The following is a 23385-nucleotide window of genomic DNA, read 5'->3' as shown; positions in this document are numbered from 1 at the left end:
GTCCACCTTGGATAAACTGGGCTAGGCTCATAAGATTATTGTCACTAAGCAATAATCCGACGGGGAAACCACCGCCATGCAACGCTGGGATCGCATCGAGGCCTTTATCGAGGTCGTACGGCTGGGGACCTTTTCCGCCGCTGCACGCCACCTGAAGGTATCCAACTCCCACGTCAGCCGCCTGGTGGGGCAACTGGAGAACCAGCTCGGCACCCAATTGCTCTACCGCACCACTCGCCAGATCCGCCTGACCGATGCCGGCGCGCTCTACTATGAGCATTGTCACCATCTGTTTGACGGCTTTCGCGAGGCCGAGGCCGCCATCGACGATCTCCAGCGGCGTCCCAAGGGTATCCTCAAGCTGACCTCAGCCACGACCTTCGGTGAGCGCTTCGTGGCTCCGCTGGTCAACGACTTCCAGTGTCTGTACCCGCAGCTTGAAGTCTACATGCACTTCACCAACCGCCAGGTGGAGCTGATCGACGAGGGCTATGACATCGCCATCCGCATGGGGGTGCTCAAGGACTCGACGCTGATCGCACGCCGACTGTGCGAACGCCGCGAATACGTGGTCGGCTCGCAGGCCTATTTCGAACAGCATGCTCGTCCCCACTCCCTGGCCGAGCTGGCCAGCCATCGCTGCCTGCTCGGTTCACGGGATTTCTGGCTGTTCGATGTGCGCGGTTCGCGCCGTGAGGTCAGGGTTCAGGGGCGCTGGCAGGCCAACTCAGGGCCAGCGCTGCTCGATGCAGCGCTCAAGGGTCTGGGGCTCGCGCAGCTGCCAGACTACTACGTGGAGCCCTACCTGCAGTCGGGGGAGCTGGTCGCGGTGCTCGACGCTTTTCAGCATACCGATACCGCCGTATGGGCAGTCTACCCGCGACATAGGCACCTCTCACCCAAGGTCAGATTGCTGGTCGACCATCTGGTCGCCAATATCCGCGAGCGTATCCAGCACTGTCACGACCACCCCGGGGTGGGCTTCCAGCCACCGGGCCGCACCTAGGCTGCGTCCGAACAGCGCCTAGCCTGTCTTGTCGAAGAGTGGCCGCACATTGTCGGTAAGATAGCACTCGTCGAACTCTCCCTCGCAGGCGAGCGCCTCGAGGTCGGGAACCAATATCTGATGGCGATCGCGGTGAACCAGACCGTCTTCGCCGAGCGCACTGAAGGTGCGGCTGACATGAACCGGGCTAAGCCCAAGGATATCGGCCAGCTGCTCCTGGGAGAGCGGTAGGCGGAAGGCAGCGCCACCTTCTGGCTCGGTCTGGCGCAGACGCAGATACATCTCATGAAGAAAGTGCGCCATCTTCTGGCGCGCGCTGCGCCGGGCCAGGTTGACCAGACGTTCGGTCAGCAGCGCCTGATGACGGCTGGAGATCGCAAACAGCACTGCGGTCAGGGTGGTAGACTGACGAAACAGTTCGAGCATCCGCGCATGGGGGAAGTGACAGACCACGCCGTCTTCGATCATCTGCACACCGGCCAGACGCTGGGAAAAGGCGAATTCACTCAGGCCGATGATATCGCCAGGCAGATAGACCTCGAGGATCTGGCGGTTGCCGTTCTCGAGATATCGGAAGGAGTAGGCCCAGCCGGTGCGCAGGGTGCAGAACTCATTGGCACTGTCACCCTCCGCCCACAACTGATCGCCGGCCTTGACCTCGGTAGGGCTCTGCTCCAGCTCATGGAGCAGTTGCTTGTCGTCGTCGGACAACGCGCAGTAGTGGCTGAAGTGCCGAATGATACAGCTGTCCTTGAAGTCCACGACCGTCCTCTCCTGTGACTGACGATATCGAGCACTGCGTGTCGGCACTATCGATGCTGGCGGTACGCCCCATCACGTCGATTCGTCGACTCGAGTCTCAGCATTTTTTGTACTATATCCTACAATCCATGGACAACCGACTTCCATCCGCGCCATCTCATTAGACCAGCCGCGCCGCCGCTCAACACTCGATGGCGTTAACGGCCAGCCCCCCGCGGGACGTCTCCTTGTACTTCTCCTGCATGTCGGCACCGGTATCGCGCATGGTGCGAATTACTTTGTCCAGCGAGATAAAGTGCTCGCCGTCACCGCGCAGCGCCATCTGCGCGGCATTGATCGCCTTGACCGAGGCGATGGCGTTGCGCTCGATGCAGGGCACCTGCACCAGCCCACCTACCGGGTCGCAGGTCAGTCCCAGGTTGTGCTCCAGGCCGATTTCGGCGGCATTCTCCACCTGGCCGACGCTGCCGCCCATCAGCTCGGCCAGCCCCGCGGCGGCCATGGCACAGGCTGAGCCGACTTCGCCCTGGCAGCCGACCTCGGCGCCGGAGATGGAGGCGTTCTTCTTGCACAGAATGCCCACCGCCCCGGCGGCCAGCAGGAAGTCGACCACATCGCGCTCACTAGCCTCGGGCTGGAACTTCATGTAGTAGCTGAGCACCGCCGGGATGATGCCCGCTGCGCCATTGGTGGGCGCGGTGACCATGCGCCCGCCAGCGGCGTTCTCCTCGTTGACCGCCAGGGCGAAGACGTTGACCCAGTCCATTGCCGAAAAGGTGGAGGCGATCAGGCTGTGGCTGCCCTCCATGGCCTCCAGGCGGCGATGCAGGGCGGCGGCGCGGCGCTTGACGTTGAGCCCACCGGGCAGCACGCCCTCGTGGGCGAAGCCGGTATCGATGCAGTCACACATCGCCTGCCAGATCGTCCACAGGCCGTCGCGAATCTCTTGCTCGCTGCGCCAGGCCTTCTCATTCTCGAGCATCAGCTCGCTGATACGCATGTCGTGAAGGCGGCACAGCGCCATCAACTCCGCCGCGGAGTTGAAGTCATAAGGCAGGACAGTGGTGTCGCTGTCCAGCTCGCCGGACTGCGCTTGGCGCTCGTCGATCACGAAGCCGCCACCTACTGAGTAGTAGGTGTTGTGATACAGCGTATCGCTATGCCCGTGGGCCACCAGCCGCATGGCGTTGGGGTGGTGGGGCAGGCACTCGTCGTGCCACTGCAAGTCCCGCGCCCACAGAAAGGGGATCGCCAGGCGATTGTCGAGCAGCAGCGTATGTGACTCGAGCAGCTCTTCAATGCAGGGTGAGATGATCGCAGGATCGATGCGGTCGGGCTGCTCGCCCATCAGCCCCATGATCACCGCACGATCGGTGCCGTGGCCCTCACCGGTAGCGGACAGAGAGCCATAGAGGTGTACCTCGAGGCGCATCACCCGCTCGAGCAGCTCACGTTCGCGCAGCTCGGCGACGAAGTCGCAGGCGGCACGCATCGGCCCCACGGTATGCGAACTCGACGGCCCGATGCCGATCTTGAACATGTCGAACACGCTGATGGACATTATCAGACTCCCGGCTGGCCTCACGGCCTCTAAATCAGTTTGACTAAACCCTGCACACGGCGCGCATATCCCCAAAAAGGATAGTCGACGTGCTTGCGCCATGTTCAATCAGAATGAGATAGGCGACAATCGAGAATAACTTGCCTTGGATTTACTTAAACTAAACCATGAGCCGTTCACTCAACGCCCAGACCCACGCCTGGCTGAAGGTCTTCGCGGTCAGCGCCCGCCACCTCTCCTTCACCCGCGCCGCCGAGGAGCTGCACGTCACGACCGGCGCCGTCAGCCAGCAGATCAAGCAGCTCGAGGAGCGCCTCGGGTTCAAGCTGTTTCGACGCCGACCGCGGCAGTTGGAGCTAACCGACGAGGGGCGCCGGCTGGCGGTAGTGGTCGACGACGCCTACCAGTCGGTGGGGCTCGAAGTCAGGCGACTGCGCAGTGGTGTGATGAGCGGCATCCTGCGGCTGAGAAGCGTGCCGTCGTTTCTGGCCAAGTGGCTGATGCCGCGTCTGCCGCGGCTCCAGGCGAGGTTTCCCGATATCGAGCTGCAGGTGGTGGCCGAGGACAGCAATATTTCGCTACGCGACGGCGACTATGATCTCGCGCTCGATCTCAATGACGGCCACTACCCCGGGCTTGCCATCACCCCGCTGATGGACGAGGTGATCTTTCCGGTCTGCGCTCCCTCGCTGCTACGCGGCAAGCCGTCGCTATCGGCCCCCGAGGACCTGGCCTGGTACCCGCTGCTGCACGACGTCACCGCCTGGCGCGGTAGTCACGACTACGCCGAGTGGGAGCACTACCTGCATTCCATCGACGCGCCCCACGTCAATGTGCGCCGCGGCTACACCTTCAATCGCAACCAGTTGACCATGGAAGCGGCCATTGCCGGCATGGGCGTCGCCATCGCCCGCCAGACGCTGATCACCGGCGAGCTCAAGAGCGGCGCCCTGATTGCGCCCTTCCCCCAGCGCGTGGCCACCGGCAAGCGCTACGGCATCGTGCATGCCCAGGGCGCTCTCGACGACCGCCGTGTCCTCGCGGTCCACGACTGGCTGGTGGAGGAGGCCCGGCGCAGCGCACCGGCACAGTCGTAACCCCCGCCGCACTACGCAAGACGCCCGCAGCCTTTCGGCAGCGGGCGTCTTGTCTAAGCCGCGGGAGCGGTTATTCGTCGAGGAACGAACGCAACGGCTCGGAACGGCTCGGGTGGCGCAGCTTGCGTAGCGCCTTGGCCTCGATCTGACGGATGCGCTCGCGGGTCACGTCGAACTGCTTGCCGACCTCTTCGAGGGTGTGATCGGTGTTCATATCGATACCGAAACGCATACGCAGCACCTTGGCCTCACGCGCAGTGAGCCCGCCCAGCACATTACGAGTCGCCTCGATCAAGCCCTCCCCGGTGGCCAGATCGATAGGCAGCAGCATGGTGCCATCCTCGATGAAGTCGCCCAGATGCGAGTCGTCGTCATCACCGATCGGCGTCTCCATGGAGATCGGCTCCTTGGCGATCTTGAGCACCTTGCGCACCTTGTCCTCGGGCATCTCGAGGCGCTCGCCCAGCTCTTCCGGCGTCGGCTCGCGCCCCATCTCCTGCAGCATCTGCCGCGATACGCGGTTGAGCTTGTTGATGGTCTCGATCATATGCACCGGGATACGAATGGTGCGCGCCTGATCGGCAATGGAGCGGGTGATCGCCTGACGAATCCACCAGGTGGCATAGGTCGAGAACTTGTAGCCGCGGCGATATTCGAACTTGTCTACCGCCTTCATCAAGCCGATATTGCCCTCCTGAATCAGGTCCAGGAACTGCAGGCCACGGTTGGTGTACTTCTTGGCGATCGAGATCACCAGACGCAGGTTGGCCTCGACCATCTCCTTCTTGGCCCGGCGCGCCTTGGCTTCACCGATCGACAAGCGGCGATTGACCTCCTTGAGCTCGGATACCGGCAGCTGCACCATATCCTCTTCGAAGGCGATCTTGCGCTGGGCGCGAGCGATATCGCCGCGAAACGGCGCGAGGCGATCACTGTACTTGGCGTTGGCGGCCAGGAAGTCGTCCATCCAGTCCTTGCGCGACTCGTTACCGGGGAACGACTTGATGAAGGTCTTGCGCGGCACCTTACCGCGCTTGACGAACACCTGCATGATGACCTTTTCCTGCTCGCGGACCTGCTCTACGCTGATCCTGACCTGCCCCACCAGACGCTCGAAGTGCTTGGGCACCAGCTTGATCGGCGAGAACAGCTCGGCAAGACGCGCCTGCTCAGCGAGTGCCTGCTTGGAGCGCCGGCCATGCTTGGCAATGGCTGCGTGAACCAGGGCGTTCTGCTCGCGAATCTGCTCGAAGCGCGCCTTGGCTTCCTCGGGATCGGGGCCGCCGGTGGTCTCCTCCTCGGCCTCGCCATCCTCCTCGTCGTCGTCGCTCGCCTCTTCGTCCCTCGGCTCCTCTTCGGGCACCTCGGCCTCGGCGACACCGGGAATCCCCTCATCGGGATCGATGAAGCCGGAGAACAGGTCGGACAGGCGGCCCGGCGCCTCTTCGTCCTGGGTGCCGTCATAGATCTCGAGCACCGACTCCACCGCACCAGGCAGGTAGGCCAGTGCCGACATGACTTCGCGAGTGCCTTCCTCGATACGCTTGGCGATTTCGATCTCGCCTTCGCGTGTCAGCAGCTCGACGGTACCCATCTCGCGCATGTACATGCGCACCGGGTCGGTGGTACGGCCCACGTCGCTCTCAACCGCCGCAAGCGCCGCCACCGCTTCCTCGGCGGCCTGCTCATCGGTGGAGTGATCGGACATCATCAAGGTGTCTTCATCGGGGGCTTCCTCAACGACGCTGATGCCCATGTCGTTGATCATGCCGATGATGTCTTCCACTTGATCCGGGTCGGCGATATCCTCGGGAAGGTGGTCGTTGACCTCGGCATAGGTCAGGAAGCCCTGCTCCTTGCCGCGCGCGATCAACTCCTTCAGACGTGACTGCTGCTGCGCATTTCCAGCCATAGAAACCCTATCTCGACGAAGAAGAATGAAGCACCCAAACGGGTAGGCGAAGAAAATCGTGAAGCCGACCAGTATAGCTGCTCGCCATAGGGGTCCGCCAGTGATGCGTTTGCGCCGACGTTCAGGTGTGTTAGTTTGTTCGGTTAGGCTCACGCCAGGGGTTGCTTTGTTCCCCCTTAGATGGTGATGGTGGGCAACAATTCAACCCTCACGCCAATAAAGACCCTAACCGCTCATTTTTCTGCCTCTGACAACAAGCTCATGAGGCGTCGCCGTTCCTCGGCCGTCAACGTCTCTCCCTGACGCTTTCTTTCCAGCAATGTCTCGATTTCCTGTTGGCGGGTGGGCTGCTGCCGATTACGCGTGAAGTAAGCCACCAGCCCGTCCAACTCGGTGCCGCGATGGACGCGGGGAATGAGCAGTTCACGACGCGCCAGCTCAGCCAGCCGTTCGCCCTCCTGGCTGCCGTGAAAGTGCGCCAACAGCACCTGCGCACTGCGGTAGCCACCGGCGCGAATCAGCGCAATCACGTCGCGGCACAACACCCCATCCGGGTCACTATCAGGGCACCAGTCGCTGCCCTCTGGCAGCCGCTCCACCAATCCCGGCTCATGTACCAGCAGCTGTAACGCGCGTGCCGCCAGGCTGAGCGCACCGCCCGCCGTCGCAGGACGCTCGCGACGCGGCGTCTCCTCGGTCGCCTCGACTGTCACTGGCGAGCTCTGAGGCTCCGGCGTGGCCAGCAGGGCCTCGAAGCGCGCCTGCTCGACCCCAGTGCGCTTGGCCAGCTCGCTAAGTAGCAGCGACTTGAGCACTCCTTCCGGCAGCCTGGCCAGCGCCTTGAGCACCTGACTGGCATAGCGCTCGCGCTCCTCGATCCGCGCCAGGTCGCGCCCCGCCGCCGCCTGATCGAACAGGAACTCCGACAGCGGGCTGGCACAGGTCACACGATCCTGAAAAGCCTCGGTCCCTTCACTGCGCACCAACGTATCCGGATCCTCGCCCTCGGGCAGAAACAGGAAGCGCGCCTGGCGACCGTCGATCATCAACGGCAGCACCGTCTCCAATGCCCGGGTGGCGGCCTGACGCCCAGCGCGATCACCGTCGAAACAGAACACCACTTCGCTGACCATCCGGAACAGCCGCGTCAGATGGTCCTCGCTGGTCGAGGTGCCCAGGGTCGCCACCGCATTGCGGATACCGAACTGAGCCAGGGCCACTACGTCCATGTAGCCCTCGACGATCAGCACCCGCTCCAGCTGGCGATTGGCCTGACGCGCCTCGTAAAGCCCGTATAGCTCGCGCCCCTTATGGAACACCGGCGTTTCAGGCGAGTTCAGGTACTTGGGCTTGCCGTCACCCAGCACACGGCCGCCGAAGGCGATGGTATTGCCTTTAACATCGCGGATCGGAAACATCACCCGGTCACGGAAGCGATCGTAGGTCCGACCGCTGTCTTCACGATGGACCAGCAATCCGTACTCGACCTGAACCGCCTCACTAATACCCTGCTCACCAAGATGGCGCTTGAGCGCCTCCCAGTCGTTGGGCGCGAAGCCAATGCCGTACTCTTCGACCACCTGCGAAGACAGGCCGCGACGCTCCAGATAGCCGCGTGCCGCCTGCCCCTCGTTCATCTTCATGCGCTCACGGTAGAAGCGTGCCGCCAGCTCGAGCAGGTTGACCCCCTGCTTGCGCTTCTTCTCGCGTGCCTGAGCATGCGGGTCATCGGCACCCTCCCGCGGCACTTCCATGCCCTGCCGTGCGGCCAGCTGCTCGACCGCCTCGGGAAAACGCAGATTGTCGTACTCCATCAGGAAACGCAGCGCATTGCCGTGAGCCCCGCAGCCAAAGCAGTGATAGAACTGCTTGTCCTGACTGACGGTGAAGGAGGGCGACTTTTCCTGATGAAACGGACACAGGCCCGAGTGGTTGCGACCGCTCCTCTTGAGCTGCACGCGCTCACCCACCACCTCGACCACGTCGACGCGGGCCAGCAGATCATCGATGAAGCGTTGCGGAATTTGGCCGGCCATGAACCTCAGCGATCCTGAAATACACGCGCCCGTACTTGTCTCGACATAGGCGGCGCGTGAAAAACAAGCGGCCACCGAATTGGCGGCCGCTTGGCGTCCCTCTTGGAACGGTCAGTCAACGCGACGGCGACCGTTCCCAGTACGGATCAATACAACCGTTCGAAACGCTTGCGCTCACGCTGCAGCTTCTTGGCGTGACGCTTGACGGCGGCTGCGGCCTTACGCTTGCGCTCGGCAGTCGGCTTCTCATAGTGCTCGCGACGACGCACCTCGGAGAGAACACCGGCTTTTTCACAGGACCGCTTGAAGCGACGCAGAGCGACGTCGAACGGTTCGTTATCACGTACTTTGACAGAAGGCATTAAGCACTCACCTACCTTGGAATCATGAGTTCGGTTTGAACGCACGCCTTGGGGAGCAGCGTCCCTCACGCGTTTCGTCACTGGCTGACTTGGCCATAAAAACAGGCAAGGGCAGCAAAAGGGAGAAGCGAAAGAAAGCGTGCATCCCGGGCGCACGACCCAGTCTTACAGCGCACAGTAGTCTAGTCGTGGTTTCCGTTGTTTGCAAATTTACCGGCCAGCCTCTGCCCCCGCCGCTGCAAAGTCCGTAGAATGAATGCCCCACAGCGACCACGGAAGCCAGCCACGATGCGCGTACTGGGGATCGAGACCTCCTGCGACGAGACCGGCGTCGCCCTGTTCGACAGCCAGCGCGGCCTGCTCGCCGACGCCCTCTACAGCCAGGTGGCCATGCATGCCGACTTCGGCGGCGTGGTGCCGGAACTGGCGTCCCGCGATCACACCCGGCGCCTGCTACCGCTGATCGACGAGGTCCTGGGCACGGCCGGCCTGGACCGTCGCGATCTCGATGGCATCGCCTATACCGCAGGCCCCGGCCTGGTCGGCGCATTGATGGTGGGTGCCGCCACCGCCCACGGCATGGCGCGTGCCCTGGAGATTCCAGTGCTCGGGGTGCATCACATGGAGGGCCACCTGCTGGCCCCCATGCTCGAAGACGATGCCCCCGCCTTCCCTTTCGTCGCGCTACTGGTCTCGGGTGGCCACACCCAACTGGTCGAGGTGCTGGGCCTGGGCCGCTACCGCCTGCTCGGTGAGTCGGTGGACGACGCCGCTGGCGAAGCCTTCGACAAGGCGGCCAAGATGCTCGGCCTCGACTACCCAGGCGGCCCGCAAATCGCGCGCCTGGCAGAGCGCGGCGATCCCAAGCGGCTGCGCTTCCCGCGGCCGATGACCGACCGCCCAGGGCTCGATTTCAGCTTCTCCGGCCTCAAGACCCATACCTTGACCGCCATCCGCCAGCTCGATGCGACCGGCGCGCTGGACGACCAGGCGCGCGCCGACGTGGCTCGCGCCTTCGAGGAGGCGGTAGTCGACACCCTGGTGATCAAGTGCCGCCGCGCGCTGGACGCCAGCGGCCAGACGCGGCTGGTGGTGGCCGGCGGCGTCAGCGCCAACCGGCGTCTGCGCGAACGCCTCGAGCAGGAGTGCGCCAAACGCGGCGCCCGCGCCTACTACCCACGGGGCCGTTTCTGCACCGACAACGGCGCAATGATCGCCTATGCGGGTGCCCAACGCCTGCTGGCCGGCGAACGCGACAGCGCCACCATGCTCGCGGTACCGCGCTGGCCGCTGGCGGATCTCACCCCGCCTGCCAATTCTCCACTCCCGCAATGATCGCACGCTTCATGTTCAGGCCGCTGGAGCAACTCACTCTTCCGGCGGCTTGATCCCGCGGCGACCGATGCGCCACTCGCCGCCGCGCCCGAGCCGTCGGATATTCCACACGTGGCGGGTTACCACCAGCAGCGCGAAGGCGCTGACCACCCACACGTAATCCGGCGCCAGCCACCAGCTGGCCAGCGGCGCCAGGCAGGCCGTCGCCAGCGAGGCGATCGCTGCGGTGTGCATGCGCCACGCCAGCAGCGCCCACAACAGCGCACACAGCAGTGCCACCCAGGGCGTCAGCACCAACAGCACGCCGAAGGCGCTGGCCACCGCCTTGCCGCCGCGAAAGCGGTGCCATAGCGGGTAGCTGTGGCCGAGCAGCACCCCGAAGCCGACCAATCCTTGGGCCCAGGCCGGCAGTCCCGCCCCCTTGGCCAACCACAGCGCCGGCATTCCCTTGGCGGCATCCAACACCAGGGTGGCCAGCGCCAGACGGCTGCCATACAGCCGCAGCACGTTGGAGAACCCCGGATTGCGCGACCCTGCCAGTCGCGGGTCGCGCACCCCCGCCCAGCGACACACGCTGAGCGCCCCCAGCCAACCGCCGCAGGCATAGGCCAACGCCATCAACAGGAGGGTCACGAGCAGCAGTTCGACTAACGACATGGCCAGCGCGCCATAACAGAGGATGCCTCGATTCTGCCAGCCCTGACCGGCCAGCGGTAGCCGCCGGCTTCCTATCGTTGACGACACGCCTACAGTACAATCGCCGCTTCATGAGCTAGCGGGATGGGAGAGAGGGATGCGCAGCGACCGGGTGATCATCGAGGCACTGGCGGTAGAGACCGTGATCGGTGTCTACGACTGGGAGCGTGAGATCCAGCAACGCCTGGTGCTCGACCTCGAGTTGGCCACCGATATCCGCGCCGCCGCCGCCACCGACGACATCGACCTGACCCTCGACTATGCTGCCATCAGCCAGCGTATCGCGCGTTTTGCCAACGAGCAGTCATTTGCCCTGGTCGAGACCTTCGCCGAGCGACTCGCCAGCGTGCTGCATGAGGAGTTCGCCATCACCCGGCTGGCACTGACGGTACGCAAGCCTGGCGCCGTGGCTGCCGCCAACGCAGTGGGCGTGTGTATCGAGCGGGAGTGGGCATGATGGCACTGGTGACCGTCAGCATCGGCAGCAATATCCAGCGCGACCACCACGTTCGGGTGTGTCTCGATGCCCTCGCCGAGCGCTTTGACGGCCTGCAGATCTCGCGAGTCTTCGAGAGCGAGCCGGTGGGCTTCGAGGATGGCCGCAACTTCTATAACCTGGTGGCCGCCTTCGAGACCGAACTTGGCGTGGGCGCACTGCAGCGCTGGTGCAAGACATTGGAATACGCCAACGGCCGGCGCAAGGACAGCCCCAAGTACAGCCCACGCACCCTCGATATCGACCTGCTCACGGTCGGCGAGGCCTGCGGCCTGGTGGACGGAGTCGACCTGCCCCGAGACGAGATCGACAAGCACGCTTTCGTGCTGCGCCCGCTGGCCGAGCTACTTCCCGATCACCGCCACCCGCTAAACGGCCAGCGCTATGCGACCCTCTGGGCGCGCTTCGCCGAGCGCGAGCAGGCCCGCCAGCAGCCGCTATGGCCGGTCGACTTCGTGTGGCAAGGACAAGCCTTATAGCAACGCGTCGGCGATCACCTGGTAGCGGCGTCGGTGCACCTCCTCACCCAGCGCCTTGCCGCGATAGCCCTCTTCCAACAGCAGCCGCGGCACCACCTGTTGCGCCAGCCGCCAGGCCAGCGCCAGGTCGGCGGCCAGCGCCGGCCGCTCGAGGCTGACCAGCGAGATCAGGGGCACCACCCGGGCGCTGCGCCGCCAGGCGTCGATGGCGTCCAGCCAGCCCAGGATCGCTGCCGCATCGGGGTGCTCCTGGCGCCACAAGGCGCGGCTCAGGGCTACCTGGCGGGCCAGGTCGGCATAGGCGTTGGGTAGCCGCAGCCGCTTGCTCAGCGCCTCCCGCTCGGCGTCACCGAGATGTTCGACCAGCCTTGCCCAGCGCCATCGCGGCAGCGACCCGGCGAGGTCATCGAGGGGCTCTTCCGGGACTCGATCAAGGCGTGCCAGGGCTGCCTCTAACGCGTCACCAGCCTCCTCCCGTAGTTCCGGCATCAGCTGCGCCAGCGCACCGCAGTCGTCGAGACTCTCGAAGTATGCCGCCGGATGCGGCTCGACGAGGGCCTTCTCGGTTTCCGTCCAGACGCGTTCAGCGACCAGATGGGCCATCTCGCCGCTGGCCGCCAGTTCCGCCATCAGTGCTTGAGTCGCGTCGGCAATGCGAAAGCCGAGCCCCTGATAGCGGGCCAGAAAGCGCGCCGTGCGCAGCACCCGCAGCGGATCCTCGGCAAAGGCGGACGAGACATGGCGCAGTATGCCCGCTGCCAGGTCGTCGCTGCCGTGGTAAGGGTCGACCAGGCGTCCGTCTGCTGCTTCAGCCATGGCGTTGATGGTCAGGTCGCGGCGCGCCAGATCCTCCTCGAGGGTCACCTCGGGACTGGCATGCACCACGAAACCGGTATAGCCGTGCCCAGCCTTGCGCTCGGTGCGCGCCAGGGCGTACTCCTCATGGCTCTGCGGGTGCAGGAATACCGGGAAGTCGCGCCCTACCGGCTTGAACCCGCGGGCGGTCATCTGCTCAGGCGTGGCACCCACCACCACCCAGTCGTTGTCGTAGACCGGCCAGCCGAGTCGCGCATCGCGCACCGCCCCGCCGACCCGATAGACCTCGAGCCCGGCGGTGCAGCGATCGGCGGTATCGGTCATGGTCAGTGCGCTACCCGGGACGGGTGGCGATGCGCCCAGTCAGTGAAACCACCGTCGAGACTGTAGACCTGACGGTAGCCCTGGCCAGACAGCCAAGTGGCGGCCTGCTGGCTGGAGTGGCCGTGGTAGCAGACCACCACCAGCGGTCGATCGTGGGGCGTCTCGTCGAGTAGCGCCCCGGCGCTGGCGTTATCGAGGTGCCGGCTGCCGGGAATGTGGCCCTGGGCGAAACTCATCGGGTCGCGGATGTCGACCAGCGTCAGCGGCGCCTCGGCGTCGAGCCAGTCGGCCAGCGTGGTGGGGTCGAGATGATCAAAGGCGCTATCGCTCATCGGAGTCTCCTGTGGCGGTGGCAAAGGCGACGCCTCAGCGTCGCTGGCTCGGCACGCTGATGCGTTCGCCGCTGTCGAGGTTCAGCGCGGTCAGATGGCCGCCCCATACGCAACCAGTGTCCAGCGCCTCGGCGCGCACTCTGCTGCCTGGCGTTTTTCCCTCCAGCGCCGCCCAGTGGCCGAAGATAATCTGCGGGTCGTCGCTACGCGGATAGCTGAACCAGGGGGCAAAGCCCGTCGGCCCTGAGTCGAGCCCCTCCTTGGCAGCGAAGTCGAGGCAGCCGTCGGCGTCGATAAAGCGCATGCGGGTGAAGGCGTTGACGATCACCCGCAGCCGCTCGATGCCGTCGAGGTCGTCGCGCCAGCAGGCCGGCTGGTTGCCGTACATCTGCTCGAGGAAGGCGCCCGCCCCCGGGCCTGCAAGGCGCGCCTGCACCTCGTCGGCCAGCGCCTGGGCCTGCTCCCAGGACCACTGCGGCAGCAGCCCGGCATGCACCATCAGGTGCTCACCCTCGGCGACCGCTAGCGGCTGCTGCTGCAGCCAGTCGAGCAGCACCTCACGGTCAGGCGCGGCGAGGATGGCGTCCAGGGTATCGCTGCGCTTGATCGAAGCCCCTCCCCGCGCCACGGCCAGCAGGTGCAGATCGTGATTGCCCAGCACCACCCGCGCCGCATCGCCCAAGGCATGGACATCGCGCAGACAGTCGAGAGACCCCGGGCCACGATTGACCAGGTCACCGGCCAGCCACAGCTGATCGGCCGATGGGTCGAATGCCAGACGCTCGAGCAGTGCAACGAATTCGCGGTGACAGCCCTGCAGGTCGCCAACGGCATAGCGCGCCATGCTGCTCTCCTTGTTCAAAATGGGGATCGGCACCGCCAGCGGCGGCACCCAGCATTCAGTGTACCTGATTGGGTCCAGCCAGACGGAAGGGGGCAATGGCGACATCAAAGGCGCGCTGAGCATTGGTATCCACGCAGGTATAGGTGCCCTCCATCACACCCACCGGACCGTCGAGAATCGCCCGGCTGGTGTAGCGGAAGGTCTGGCCCGGCCCGATCATCGGCTGCTTGCCGACCACACCCTTGCCGCGCACTTCCTGCACCTTGCCGCTGCCCTGGGTGATCTTCCAGTAGCGGGCCAGCAGCTGCACGCTGGTCGGCGAGTGGTTGTGTACGGTGATGGTGTAGCTGAACACGAAACGCTGCTCATCGGGGGAGGACTCATCCTCGCGATAGAGCGGTTCGACGTCGACGTGCACGCCTTCGGGCAGCGCTTTGGGGCTCATGCTGAGACCTCCGCCAGGTGATTGGCGATGCGCACGAACTCTTCGAGCTGCAGCGTCTGTGGCCGGCGCGCCGGGTCGATCTCCAGGGTCGTCAGCGTCTCGGCGGCGATGCGCCCCTTGAGATTGTTGCGCAGGGTCTTGCGGCGCTGACCGAAGGCCTCGCGTACCACCTCGAACAGCAGGCGCTCATCCCGCGCCGGATGCGGCAACTCGGCGTGGGGCGTCAGCCGCACGATGGCCGAGTCGACCTTGGGGCGAGGCACAAAGGCCTCCGGCGGCACCGTGAACAGCGAGTCGACCCGACAGCGGTACTGGGCCATCACCGACAGCCGCCCCCAGTCGGGGCCGCCGGGGGACGCAGCGAGCCGCTCGACCACTTCCTTCTGCAGCATGAAGTGCATGTCGGCAATCGCCTCGCGCTGCTCGAGCAGGTGCACGATCAGCGGGGTGGAGATGTTGTAGGGCAGATTGCCCACGACCCGCAGCGGCGGGCCGTCGGCCTTGAGCGCAGCGAAGTCGAATTTCAGCGCATCGCCTTCGTGGATCGTGAACTGCGGATAGTTGAAGAACTGCACGCGCAGCCCGGGAATCAGGTCGCGGTCCAGCTCGATGACCTCGAGACGCCCATCGGCAGCCTCCAGCAGCGGCTCGGTCAGGGCGCCCTGGCCGGGGCCGATCTCGACCAGGCGATCGCCCTCTCTGGGGGCGATGGCGCGTACGATGCGCGAGATGATGCCCGGGTCGCGCAGAAAGTTCTGGCCGAAGCGCTTGCGGGCCCGGTGTACGGGAGGGCGAGGGGGCATGCGGGTTAGCATCCTTTGATGGGGAGACATTGTACAAATGTCTCCATGGGTCTAGCGAAAAACGTGTGTCAGGCGCTGGCGCGCGCGGCGGCCATCTCGGCGGCCATATTGAGCGCTACCGCCAGGCTGCCGGCGTCGGCGCGACCGCTGCCGGCGAGGTCAAGCGCGGTACCGTGATCCACCGAGGTGCGCACGATCGGCAAGCCCAGGGTGATATTGGCGCCGCGGCCGAAGCCAGCGTACTTGAGTACCGCCAAGCCCTGATCATGATACATGGCCAGCACCGCATCGACGCCATCGAGATGGCGCGGCGTGAACAGCGTATCGGCGGGCAGCGGGCCATCCAGGCTCAAGCCCTCGCCGCGCAGGGTATCGAGGGTCGGCGTGATCACCTCGATCTCTTCGCGCCCCAGGTGTCCATCCTCACCGGCGTGGGGGTTGAGTCCGCACACCGCGATGTGCGGCCGGGCAATGCCGAAATCACGCCGCAGGTCGTGGTCGAGAATCCGCAGCACCCGGCCAAGCGAGGCCGCGGTAATGGCATCGGCCACGTCACGCAGCGGCAGATGGGTAGTGGCCAGCGCCACCCGCAGCCCGCAGCCACCCTGCCAGCCAGGCGCTCGGGCGTGCAGGGCATCGTCGGTGGCCAGCATCATCACCACCTCGTCGACGCCGCAAGCATCGCGCAGATACTCGGTATGGCCGGTAAAACGGGTCCATCCCGCCTCGATGATCACCCCCTTGTGCAGCGGGGCAGTCACCATGGCCGCGGCGCGGCCATCGCGACAGGCGGCAATCGCCAGATCGAGGCAGGCCAGCACGTAGCCAGCATTGGCCACCGACAGCCGACCGGCCTCGCAGGGCACCTGGAGAACCACCGGCCACACCGATAGCCGGCCCGGCGCCATCTCCGGGGCCTCGCTATCGGTGAGAGCGACAACCTCGACCTCAACACCCAGCTGCAGCGCACGCTGACGGAACAGTTCGGGGTCGCCAATCGCCAGCCAAGGCCGCTCGACCTGGGCGCCCTCGGCGGCCAGCTGCAGGATCAGGTCGGGCCCGATCCCCGCCGGCTCACCGGCGCTTATCACCAGCGGGAGCATGCTTACAGCCTTACCTCGACAAAGGCGTCGGCGCGAATCTCCTGCAGCCAGATATCCAACTCGTCATTGGCCTTGCGCTGGAACAGCGCCTGTCGCGCCTGGTCGCGCTGATCCTGGCCGCTGGCCGACTGGCCGCTCTGCTCGCGGTCAAGCAGCTTGACGATATGGAAGCCGCTGGGGCTGCGCAGCGGCTGGCTGACGTCGCCCACTTCCAACTGAGGGACCGCATCGGCGAATACGCTGGGGACTTCGCCGGCCTCGCGCCAGCCGATCTCGCCACCGTCGAGGGCCTGGCCACCGTCGGACTCGGCGGCGGCCAGCTGGGCGAAGTCGGCGCCATCCTGCAGCTCACCAAGCAGACGCTGAATCTTCTGCTGCGCCTCGTTGACCTGATCGCTGGTCGGCGACTGCGGCAACGCCACCAGAATATGGGCTAGCCGGTAGCGTGCACCCTCGCTAGCGCCCTGCTGATCGAGGTAGCGATCCACCTCGCGCTCGCTGACGTTGACTCGGCTGCCTACCTGGCGCTGCTGCAGCTCGCGCATGATCAGCTCGCGGCGCACCTCCTCGCGCACCGACGCCAGCGTCAGGCCATCGGCTTCCACTGCATCGGCAAACTGGTCGAGGGTCATGTTGTTGCTCTCGGCGATCGAGCGCACTGCGCGGTTGAGCTCGGTATCATCGACGCTCAAGTTGGCACTCCTCGCCATCTGCAGCTGGATCTCTTCGTTGATCATCTGCTCGAGCACCTGGCGCCGCAGCGCCTGGTCCGGGGGCGAATCGATCCCGCGCCCGGTGAGCTGACTACGCGCCTGCTCCACACGCTGCTCGAGCTCGCTGGCCATGATCGCGCCCTGGTTGACCACCGCGACGATGCGATCGAGCGGCTGAATCGACTGCGCCAAGACGCTCGGCGACAGCAGCAGGCCGATGGCCAGGACCAGCCAACTCGCCATCGCGAGCCGCAGGGAGTGTTGTCGACTGCGCATAGCTACCTCTTCTACTCTCATCAATTGACTCTCTGCTCGGCGTCCCGCTCAGCGCTCAGGACGCGATGTATGTAGCCGCCATTACCCTGGCAACGGCCGGATATTAGAACTGGGTGGCACGATAGCCGGGGATCGCCTCTTCGAAGTAGCTGTCCGCGTCACGCCCCACGCCGCCCAGGCCCTTGAACACAAAACGCAGGAAGATGCCGCGATCGGTAAAATCATCGTCGATTCTCGCCGTATCATTGTCGTCGACCCATTCGCGCCATACCAGCTGCAGGCCGTAGCAGCAATCGTTCCACTGCACCCCGGCCAACTGCTCTAGAGAGCGGCTGTTGGTGTGGTCATACGTGAAACGGCCGATGACGTCCAGCCGCGGGCTGACCCGATAGGCGCCGGAGACGTCGTACTCCTCACGGTTGTAGTCGAGCCGATCCTCCTCATCCAGCGAGGGATCGAAGCCTTCGAGTTCCCAGCGATAGCCAAGGTTCAACACATGGCCGCGCGGATCACGATAGCGCAGATCCACCGAGTTGCGTTCGGTCAGGCGGCGCTGCTCATCGTAAAGCAGCTCATAGCCGGCACTCCAGCGATCGGTCACTTGCCAGTCCAGCCGGGTGACTACCGGCGAGCGGTCACGAACCGCATTATAGCGCCGTTCGAAGTTCGACTCGGGAGGCAGGGTGTCCGGGTCGCCGTTCATGTCGATGGTGCGGTCATCGAAGTAGGTCGCTTGCCCCACCCCCAGCGAGAAGCGCTCGCGGCCGCTGTCATCGGTAAGAAAGCGGGTGCTGACGCCATAGGAGAGACGGTTGAGATCGCCGACACGATCCGCCCCTGAGAAGCGATGCGGCGACCACAGCTGGTTCCAGGAAAAGGCCCGCTCGTTGGTATCGAAGTCCGGGAAATCGCTCTGATCACGCGCCGGCACATAAGCATAGTTGAGGCGCGGTTCCAGAGTCTGGCGATAGCCGCTGCCGCGCACGTCCAGCTCACGCTCGAAGATCAGACCGGCGTCCACGGAGGTTACCGGCACGGTGCGGGTCAGGCTGGTATCGCGGTCGGTCTGACGATCGCCATAATCGACCTCATAGGCGGTATGCAGCATCTCCACCCGCGGTTCGAAAAATCCCCAACTGGTATCGCCGCGCCAACCCAGTGCCGGCGAGAGATGGACCCGCCCACCGGTGGCCGACTCGCGCAACGGCACTATGGTTTCATCGACATCGCGCCAGAAGTAGGTCGCGTTGGAGCGCCACTGCTGATAAAGCCCACTCTCCTGCCGCCAGGTCGCATTGGCGGTCAGGCTGGGTAACCGATAGAAGGGCTTGTCGCGGTCGCGCAGCGGATCTTCCAGCTTCTGAAAACCCTGGGCACGCGCCTCGAGCTGCCAGAGGCTGCCACGATAGGCGAGCTGCGCCAGACGCGGCATATTCTCGGTCTCCTGTTCGCCGAAATCACCGCCGAAGTCTTCGAAATAACGCCCATCGCTGGCGCCGCCATAGCGTAGCTGGTAGCGCAGCTGAGGAGAAAAACGCCCCTGGTGCTGGTAATCGATATACCAGCGGTCCTCACCCTCGAAACGACGGCTGGGATTCTCGGGGTCGCGCGCCGAGCCGCCCTGATCATCGGCCAGATAAGCCCCTTCGATCTGGCCCTCGTCGCTCTCGAAGAGATAGCGGAATTCACCGCCCAGCAACAGGCCACGGTCGGTGATCCAGCGCGGGGTCAAGGTAGCATCGTAGTTGGGCGCCAGATTGAAATAGTAGGGTTGGGCGTAGTCCAGTGAGTTGCTGGAGATCCCCAGGGTAGGCCATAAAAAGCCGCTCTGGCGGCGGTCATCGATGGGAAAGCGTACCCAGGGCCAGTAGAACACCGGCACATCGGCCACCTCGAGCCGCGCATGACGCGCGGTGCCGAAACCGCTCTCTTCGTCGAGCACCACGTCGTTACCGACTAACTGCCACAGGTTGTCGCCGGGATCGCAGGTGGTGAAACTGGCCTCGGTCATTTGATAACGACCATCCTCTAGGCGGTCGAGACGCTGGGCACCGCCACGCAGATGCTGGTCGTGCAACACGTAGTGAGCAACGTCGACCTGCGCCTGATCGTCTACCAGCGAGAGCTCGGCAGCATCGCCACGCAGCAGCAGCCCCCGGTCGCGCAGCGTTACCGGTCCCGAAGCAAAGGCTCGGTCGCGCTCGGCGTTGACGCGCACCCGCGGCGATTCGAGCTGGCTCTCGCCACGACGCAGTACTACCTCGCCGCCGAGAATCGTCTCGCCGTCTTCGCCGTAGTGGGCATCGTCAGACTCCGAGCGCACCTGTTCCGGGGCCGGGGCCGCCTGTATGCGGTAGTCGGGCATCACATAGCGCCCCCGGCACAGCGCATCGGCCGGCGCCTGCTCCCCCCATGGCTGCCAATCGAGACGCTCGCCCGGAAGTGGATCCGGTGGCGCCGCCTGTGCCGTCAGTACCAGCAGGCCGGAGCCGCTGGCAAGCCCGACAAGGGCAGTCCAGAAGAGTCGCTTGCCCATGTTTCTCGATGTCCTTGGCGAGTGAAATCGGTATTATACAGAGCGCATTACGGCTGTCGTCCTACAGATAGCGCTCGTCGCCGGTGGCGTCTGGCTCAGCATGCGGTGGCTCCCGCGGCCCGTCAACCGCTGACGCCTGTACGGCGGCCCCCCAGCCCATTCGACCAGGAGTCTTCATGCCCCACTCGCCGCGCCTCACTGCCCTGGCCCACTGGAGCGCGACTCGCCACGGCCTTGCGGTCGACAGCATTGATCTAAGGCTGGCAGCAGGCGATGCGAGCTTTCGCCGCTACTATCGCCTGACCCTACCCGACGGCGCTACGCGCATCGTGATGGATGCGCCACCCGAACAAGAGGACAGCGCGCCCTTCGTGCGCATCGCCCAGCAGTGGCGCCATGCCAATCTGCCGGTGCCCCAGATTCACGCCGCCGATCTCGAGCAGGGCTTCCTCGAGCTCGAGGACCTTGGCGACACCCCGCTCAACGACTGCCTGAGCGACGCCGCCTATGACGATGCCGAAGCGCTCCTCGATCGGCTCCAGACCCAAGCGCCGCTGGAGGGCCTGCCGGCCTACGATGCCGCCCTGCTCGGCCGCGAACTCGATCTGTTCCCGGCGTGGTGTCTGGCGCGGGTGGTCGGTCTTGCCCCGCCGCCGCAGTGGTCAGCCTGGCGGCAGCGGCTGATCGACCTGGCGCTGGCCCTGCCGCGGGTAGCGGTGCATCGCGACTACGATGCCATGAACCTGATGCTCCATCGCGACCGCCTCTATCTGATCGACTTTCAGGATGCCGTGGCAGGCCCCCTCAGCTACGACCTGATCTCGCTACTGCGCGGCCGCTACCGGCGCTTCGACCTGGCAGACTTCGGCCAGCGCTGCGAAGCCTTTCAGCGGCGCGCCCTGGCCGATGGACGCCTGTCCAGGGACGACGGTGCCGAGCCGTTCCGTCTGCGCGTCGACGCCATGGCCGCCCAGCGCAGCCTCAAGGTATTGGGGATCTTCTGCCGCCTGGCGCAGCGCGACGGCAAGCAGGGATACCTGGCACGCCTGCCGCACTTTCTCGCCCATCTCGAAGACAGCCTTGCACCCCACGTCGAGTTTGCCGATATCCACGAGTGGCTGCAGCAGCAGTTCGCCCCGGCGCTGCATAGCGCACTGCAGACCCGCGGCGTCGAGGTTAGCGGCCAATGAAAGCGATGATCCTCGCCGCCGGGTTCGGCACTCGCATGCGTCCGCTCACCGACCACTGCCCCAAACCGCTGCTGCCAGTGGCCGGCAAACCGCTGATCGCCCACCACCTGACGCGGCTGGCGGCGGCGGGCATCGATGATATCGTGATCAACGTCAGCTACCGCGGCGAACAGATCATCCAGGCGCTGGGCGATGGCAGCGACTACGGCGTACGCATCGCCTGGAGCCGGGAAGAGACGCCGCTGGAGACCGGTGGCGGCATCCGCCAGGCGCTACCGCTGCTCGGCACGGCGCCGTTCTTGCTGGTCAATGGCGATATCTGGTGTGATGCCGAGCTCAGCGCCCTGCCAGCGCTGAAGGGCGCCCTGGCGCATCTATGGCTGGTCGACAACCCCGACCACCATCCGGCCGGCGATTTTCATCTCGACGATGCCGGCGCCGTTCACGTCGATGGCACGCCGCGTCTGACCTTTGCCGGTTTGAGTCTGATCGATCCGGCGCTGGTCGCCGACCAGCCGCCGGGCGCCTTTGCCCTGGCGCCGCTGCTCAAGCGCGCCATGGATGCCGGTCAGGTCAGCGGGCAGCATCACCGCGGCGCCTGGGTCGATGTCGGCACACCGGCACGGCTAGACGCGCTGGATACTTACCTGCGGCAATCGCCCGCCGCTCAATAAATCACCAAAGGACTCGCCACATGAAAGCCAGTGTCAAATGGACCGACGGTCGCCAGTTCGTTGCCGAATCCGGCAGCGGCCACAGTGTGGTCATCGACGGCCCGCCGGATCATGGCGGCCGTAACACCGGCCCACGCCCGATGGAAATGCTGCTGATGGGCCTCGGCGCCTGCACCTCCTTCGACGTGTTGGAGATCCTCGAGAAGTCCCGCGCTCCGGTCAGCGACTGCGTGGCGACCATCGAGGCCGAACGCGCCGACAGCGTGCCCAGCGTGTTCACCAAGATCCACGTGCATTTCACCGTCACCGGCCGAGGGCTCAAGGAGAAGCAGGTAGAGCGCGCGGTGTCACTGTCCGCCGAGAAATACTGCAGCGCCTCGATCATGCTCGCCCAAGGCGGCGTCGAGATCAGCCACGCCTACACCATTCTCGAGGAGTAAGGAGAGCGCCGAGCGCTACAGACGATAGACGCTCTGGGTCATCACCTTGGAGACCAGCCGCATGCCCAGCTTGACCGGCAGCGGGAAGCGCGCACCGCCGGCCTCCAGTGCCCAGCGCTCATGATGCGCTTCATCTTCGCGCATCTGCTCGAGCACTGCCCGTGAACGACTATCGGCGGGCGGCAGCTCCTGCAGGTGCTGATCGAGGTGCTTGCCGACCTGCTCCTCGGTGGCAGCCACGAATCCCAGGCTGACCCGATCGCCCACCGCACCGGCCACCGCACCGAGCCCGAACGAGGCGGCATAGAACAGCGGATTGAGCAGGCTGGTGCGGCCATCGAGCTCCTCCAGGCGTGCGGCGCACCAGGCCAGATGGTCGATCTCCTCCTGGGCCGCGCGCTCCATCTGCTCTCGCGTATCGGGCAGCTTGGCGGTCAGCCCCTGGCCCTGATAAAGCGCCTGGGCACACACCTCACCGGTGTGATTGATACGCATCAACCCCACCGTGTGCTCTCGCTCGGCCTCACTGAACGTCGCCTCTGGCAGGTCGTCGGCCGGTGACGGTCGCGACGCCTGGGCGGCATTTGGCAACAGCGTACGCAGCACGCTATCGAACTGGCCGATCCACTGGTCGGTGGAGGAGAGTTGGCGTGACATGGCGGCGCCTCCTGGCACAAAGGATGCGCGCAGCAGACGGCCGCCCCGAGAGGAGCGACCGTCCGTTACTGCGCTGTTAGTACGGAAAGGGTATGCACCGATGCGTCGCGGCGCTTGTTAGGTGCGCGGAGTCCGCAGAGCGCCAGCTAGCCAGCCGGCCAAGTGAAGCGGCGACCGCCCATCAGGTGCATATGTATATGGTAGACCGTCTGGCCACCATTTTCATTGCAGTTCATCACTACCCGATAGCCCTCGTCGGCGAAGCCCAGCTGCTTGGCCAGTTGGGCAGCGACCAGCGGCAACCGCCCTACCAGGGCCTGATCCTCCTCGGTGAGGTCGTTGAGGGTAGCGATCGGCTTCTTGGGGATGATCAGGATATGCGTCGGGGCCTGGGGATTGATGTCGTGAAAGGCCAGCACCTGGTCGTCTTCATAGACGATGTCGGCGGGCACTTCACGATCGATGATCTTGCTGAACAGCGTAGACATGA

The 23385-nt window shown here is 65.0% G+C and carries 24 protein-coding genes; 8 read left to right on the top strand and 16 right to left on the bottom strand.

What is annotated here, in order from left to right:
• Positions 1 to 76 precede the first annotated feature (76 nt).
• Positions 77 to 1006, top strand: a complete 930-nt coding sequence (locus tag IEI94_RS03235; RefSeq protein ID WP_191165499.1) for a LysR family transcriptional regulator — start codon at positions 77 to 79, stop codon at positions 1004 to 1006.
• Positions 1007 to 1024: 18 nt separating this feature from the next.
• On the opposite strand, the gene IEI94_RS03230 is transcribed toward IEI94_RS03235, so the two are convergent.
• A complete protein-coding gene (locus tag IEI94_RS03230; RefSeq protein ID WP_191165497.1) occupies positions 1025 to 1768 on the bottom strand; it encodes a Crp/Fnr family transcriptional regulator in 744 nt (247 codons plus the stop codon).
• A gap of 181 nt (positions 1769 to 1949) precedes the next feature.
• Complete coding sequence (locus IEI94_RS03225; protein ID WP_191165495.1) at positions 1950 to 3329, bottom strand: L-serine ammonia-lyase; 1380 nt, start codon at positions 3327 to 3329, stop codon at positions 1950 to 1952.
• Positions 3330 to 3496: 167 nt separating this feature from the next.
• Here IEI94_RS03225 and IEI94_RS03220 point away from each other — a divergent pair, with 167 nt between their 5' ends.
• Positions 3497 to 4426 (top strand): LysR substrate-binding domain-containing protein, encoded by a 930-nt coding sequence (locus IEI94_RS03220; protein ID WP_191165493.1) that lies wholly within the window; start codon positions 3497 to 3499, stop codon positions 4424 to 4426.
• Between the two features lie 70 nt (positions 4427 to 4496).
• On the opposite strand, the gene rpoD is transcribed toward IEI94_RS03220, so the two are convergent.
• From rpoD to rpsU, 3 genes are all read right to left on the bottom strand, one after another.
• A complete protein-coding gene (gene rpoD / locus IEI94_RS03215; RefSeq protein ID WP_191165491.1) occupies positions 4497 to 6338 on the bottom strand; it encodes an RNA polymerase sigma factor RpoD in 1842 nt (613 codons plus the stop codon).
• Positions 6339 to 6571: 233 nt separating this feature from the next.
• Entirely contained in the window at positions 6572 to 8374 is a 1803-nt protein-coding gene (gene dnaG, locus IEI94_RS03210; RefSeq protein WP_191165489.1) for a DNA primase, read from the bottom strand.
• 146 nt (positions 8375 to 8520) lie between these two features.
• Positions 8521 to 8736, bottom strand: a complete 216-nt coding sequence (rpsU, locus tag IEI94_RS03205; RefSeq protein ID WP_016416934.1) for a 30S ribosomal protein S21 — start codon at positions 8734 to 8736, stop codon at positions 8521 to 8523.
• Between the two features lie 288 nt (positions 8737 to 9024).
• Here rpsU and tsaD point away from each other — a divergent pair, with 288 nt between their 5' ends.
• Complete coding sequence (tsaD, locus tag IEI94_RS03200) at positions 9025 to 10071, top strand: tRNA (adenosine(37)-N6)-threonylcarbamoyltransferase complex transferase subunit TsaD (protein ID WP_191165487.1); 1047 nt, start codon at positions 9025 to 9027, stop codon at positions 10069 to 10071.
• A gap of 33 nt (positions 10072 to 10104) precedes the next feature.
• On the opposite strand, the gene plsY is transcribed toward tsaD, so the two are convergent.
• A complete protein-coding gene (gene plsY, locus IEI94_RS03195) occupies positions 10105 to 10728 on the bottom strand; it encodes a glycerol-3-phosphate 1-O-acyltransferase PlsY (protein WP_191165486.1) in 624 nt (207 codons plus the stop codon).
• A gap of 136 nt (positions 10729 to 10864) precedes the next feature.
• Here plsY and folB point away from each other — a divergent pair, with 136 nt between their 5' ends.
• Both folB and folK read left to right on the top strand, forming a co-directional pair.
• The gene (folB, locus tag IEI94_RS03190; protein ID WP_191165484.1) at positions 10865 to 11224 is read left to right on the top strand and encodes a dihydroneopterin aldolase; all 360 of its coding nucleotides are present in this window, start codon (positions 10865 to 10867) and stop codon (positions 11222 to 11224) included.
• Complete coding sequence (folK, locus tag IEI94_RS03185; protein ID WP_191165674.1) at positions 11224 to 11742, top strand: 2-amino-4-hydroxy-6-hydroxymethyldihydropteridine diphosphokinase; 519 nt, start codon at positions 11224 to 11226, stop codon at positions 11740 to 11742. Before folB ends, folK begins: the two co-directional genes overlap by 1 nt.
• Here the strand turns inward: folK and IEI94_RS03180 are convergent.
• From IEI94_RS03180 to IEI94_RS03145, 8 genes are all read right to left on the bottom strand, one after another.
• Entirely contained in the window at positions 11737 to 12882 is a 1146-nt protein-coding gene (locus IEI94_RS03180; protein ID WP_191165482.1) for a polynucleotide adenylyltransferase, read from the bottom strand. The two genes, folK and IEI94_RS03180, sit on opposite strands and share 6 nt — an antisense overlap.
• Before the next feature lie 2 nt (positions 12883 to 12884).
• Complete coding sequence (gene glpE / locus IEI94_RS03175) at positions 12885 to 13214, bottom strand: thiosulfate sulfurtransferase GlpE (RefSeq protein WP_191165480.1); 330 nt, start codon at positions 13212 to 13214, stop codon at positions 12885 to 12887.
• A 34-nt stretch (positions 13215 to 13248) separates the two neighbouring features.
• Positions 13249 to 14058 carry a symmetrical bis(5'-nucleosyl)-tetraphosphatase gene (locus IEI94_RS03170; protein WP_191165478.1) on the bottom strand — a complete coding sequence of 270 codons (810 nt, stop codon included), beginning with the start codon at positions 14056 to 14058 and terminating at the stop codon, positions 13249 to 13251.
• 55 nt (positions 14059 to 14113) lie between these two features.
• The gene (gene apaG / locus IEI94_RS03165; RefSeq protein WP_191165476.1) at positions 14114 to 14503 is read right to left on the bottom strand and encodes a Co2+/Mg2+ efflux protein ApaG; all 390 of its coding nucleotides are present in this window, start codon (positions 14501 to 14503) and stop codon (positions 14114 to 14116) included.
• Positions 14500 to 15306 (bottom strand): 16S rRNA (adenine(1518)-N(6)/adenine(1519)-N(6))-dimethyltransferase RsmA, encoded by an 807-nt coding sequence (rsmA, locus tag IEI94_RS03160; protein WP_191165475.1) that lies wholly within the window; start codon positions 15304 to 15306, stop codon positions 14500 to 14502. Before rsmA ends, apaG begins: the two co-directional genes overlap by 4 nt.
• A gap of 68 nt (positions 15307 to 15374) precedes the next feature.
• Positions 15375 to 16409: a 4-hydroxythreonine-4-phosphate dehydrogenase PdxA gene (gene pdxA, locus IEI94_RS03155; protein ID WP_191165473.1), complete on the bottom strand. Its 1035-nt coding sequence runs from the start codon at positions 16407 to 16409 to the stop codon at positions 15375 to 15377.
• Between the two features lie 2 nt (positions 16410 to 16411).
• Entirely contained in the window at positions 16412 to 17398 is a 987-nt protein-coding gene (locus IEI94_RS03150) for a peptidylprolyl isomerase (RefSeq protein ID WP_191165471.1), read from the bottom strand.
• 103 nt (positions 17399 to 17501) lie between these two features.
• The gene (locus tag IEI94_RS03145) at positions 17502 to 19934 is read right to left on the bottom strand and encodes an LPS-assembly protein LptD (protein ID WP_191165469.1); all 2433 of its coding nucleotides are present in this window, start codon (positions 19932 to 19934) and stop codon (positions 17502 to 17504) included.
• Positions 19935 to 20110: 176 nt separating this feature from the next.
• On the opposite strand from IEI94_RS03145, the gene IEI94_RS03140 reads away from it, so the two are divergent.
• Genes IEI94_RS03140 through IEI94_RS03130 form a run of 3 tightly spaced genes read left to right on the top strand, consistent with a single transcriptional unit; the run spans position 20111 to position 22238 of the window.
• Positions 20111 to 21124 (top strand): aminoglycoside phosphotransferase family protein, encoded by a 1014-nt coding sequence (locus IEI94_RS03140; protein ID WP_191165467.1) that lies wholly within the window; start codon positions 20111 to 20113, stop codon positions 21122 to 21124.
• Positions 21121 to 21798 (top strand): N-acetylmuramate alpha-1-phosphate uridylyltransferase MurU, encoded by a 678-nt coding sequence (murU, locus tag IEI94_RS03135; RefSeq protein WP_191165465.1) that lies wholly within the window; start codon positions 21121 to 21123, stop codon positions 21796 to 21798. The genes IEI94_RS03140 and murU overlap by 4 nt, the downstream gene beginning before the upstream one ends.
• 20 nt (positions 21799 to 21818) lie before the next feature.
• Positions 21819 to 22238 carry an OsmC family protein gene (locus IEI94_RS03130; protein WP_191165463.1) on the top strand — a complete coding sequence of 140 codons (420 nt, stop codon included), beginning with the start codon at positions 21819 to 21821 and terminating at the stop codon, positions 22236 to 22238.
• A gap of 15 nt (positions 22239 to 22253) precedes the next feature.
• Here the strand turns inward: IEI94_RS03130 and coq7 are convergent, their stop codons facing one another.
• On the bottom strand, positions 22254 to 22895 hold the full coding sequence (gene coq7, locus IEI94_RS03125; RefSeq protein WP_191165461.1) for a 2-polyprenyl-3-methyl-6-methoxy-1,4-benzoquinone monooxygenase: 642 nt from the start codon (positions 22893 to 22895) through the stop codon (positions 22254 to 22256).
• A 146-nt stretch (positions 22896 to 23041) separates the two neighbouring features.
• A complete protein-coding gene (locus IEI94_RS03120; protein WP_191165459.1) occupies positions 23042 to 23383 on the bottom strand; it encodes a histidine triad nucleotide-binding protein in 342 nt (113 codons plus the stop codon).
• Positions 23384 to 23385: the final 2 nt, after the last annotated feature.

The organism is Halomonas sp. ML-15, assembly GCF_014779595.1.
Taxonomy (GTDB): domain Bacteria; phylum Pseudomonadota; class Gammaproteobacteria; order Pseudomonadales; family Halomonadaceae; genus Franzmannia.
Note: the sequence above shows the minus strand (reverse complement) of the source record. Positions and strands in the feature narration are given on the sequence as shown.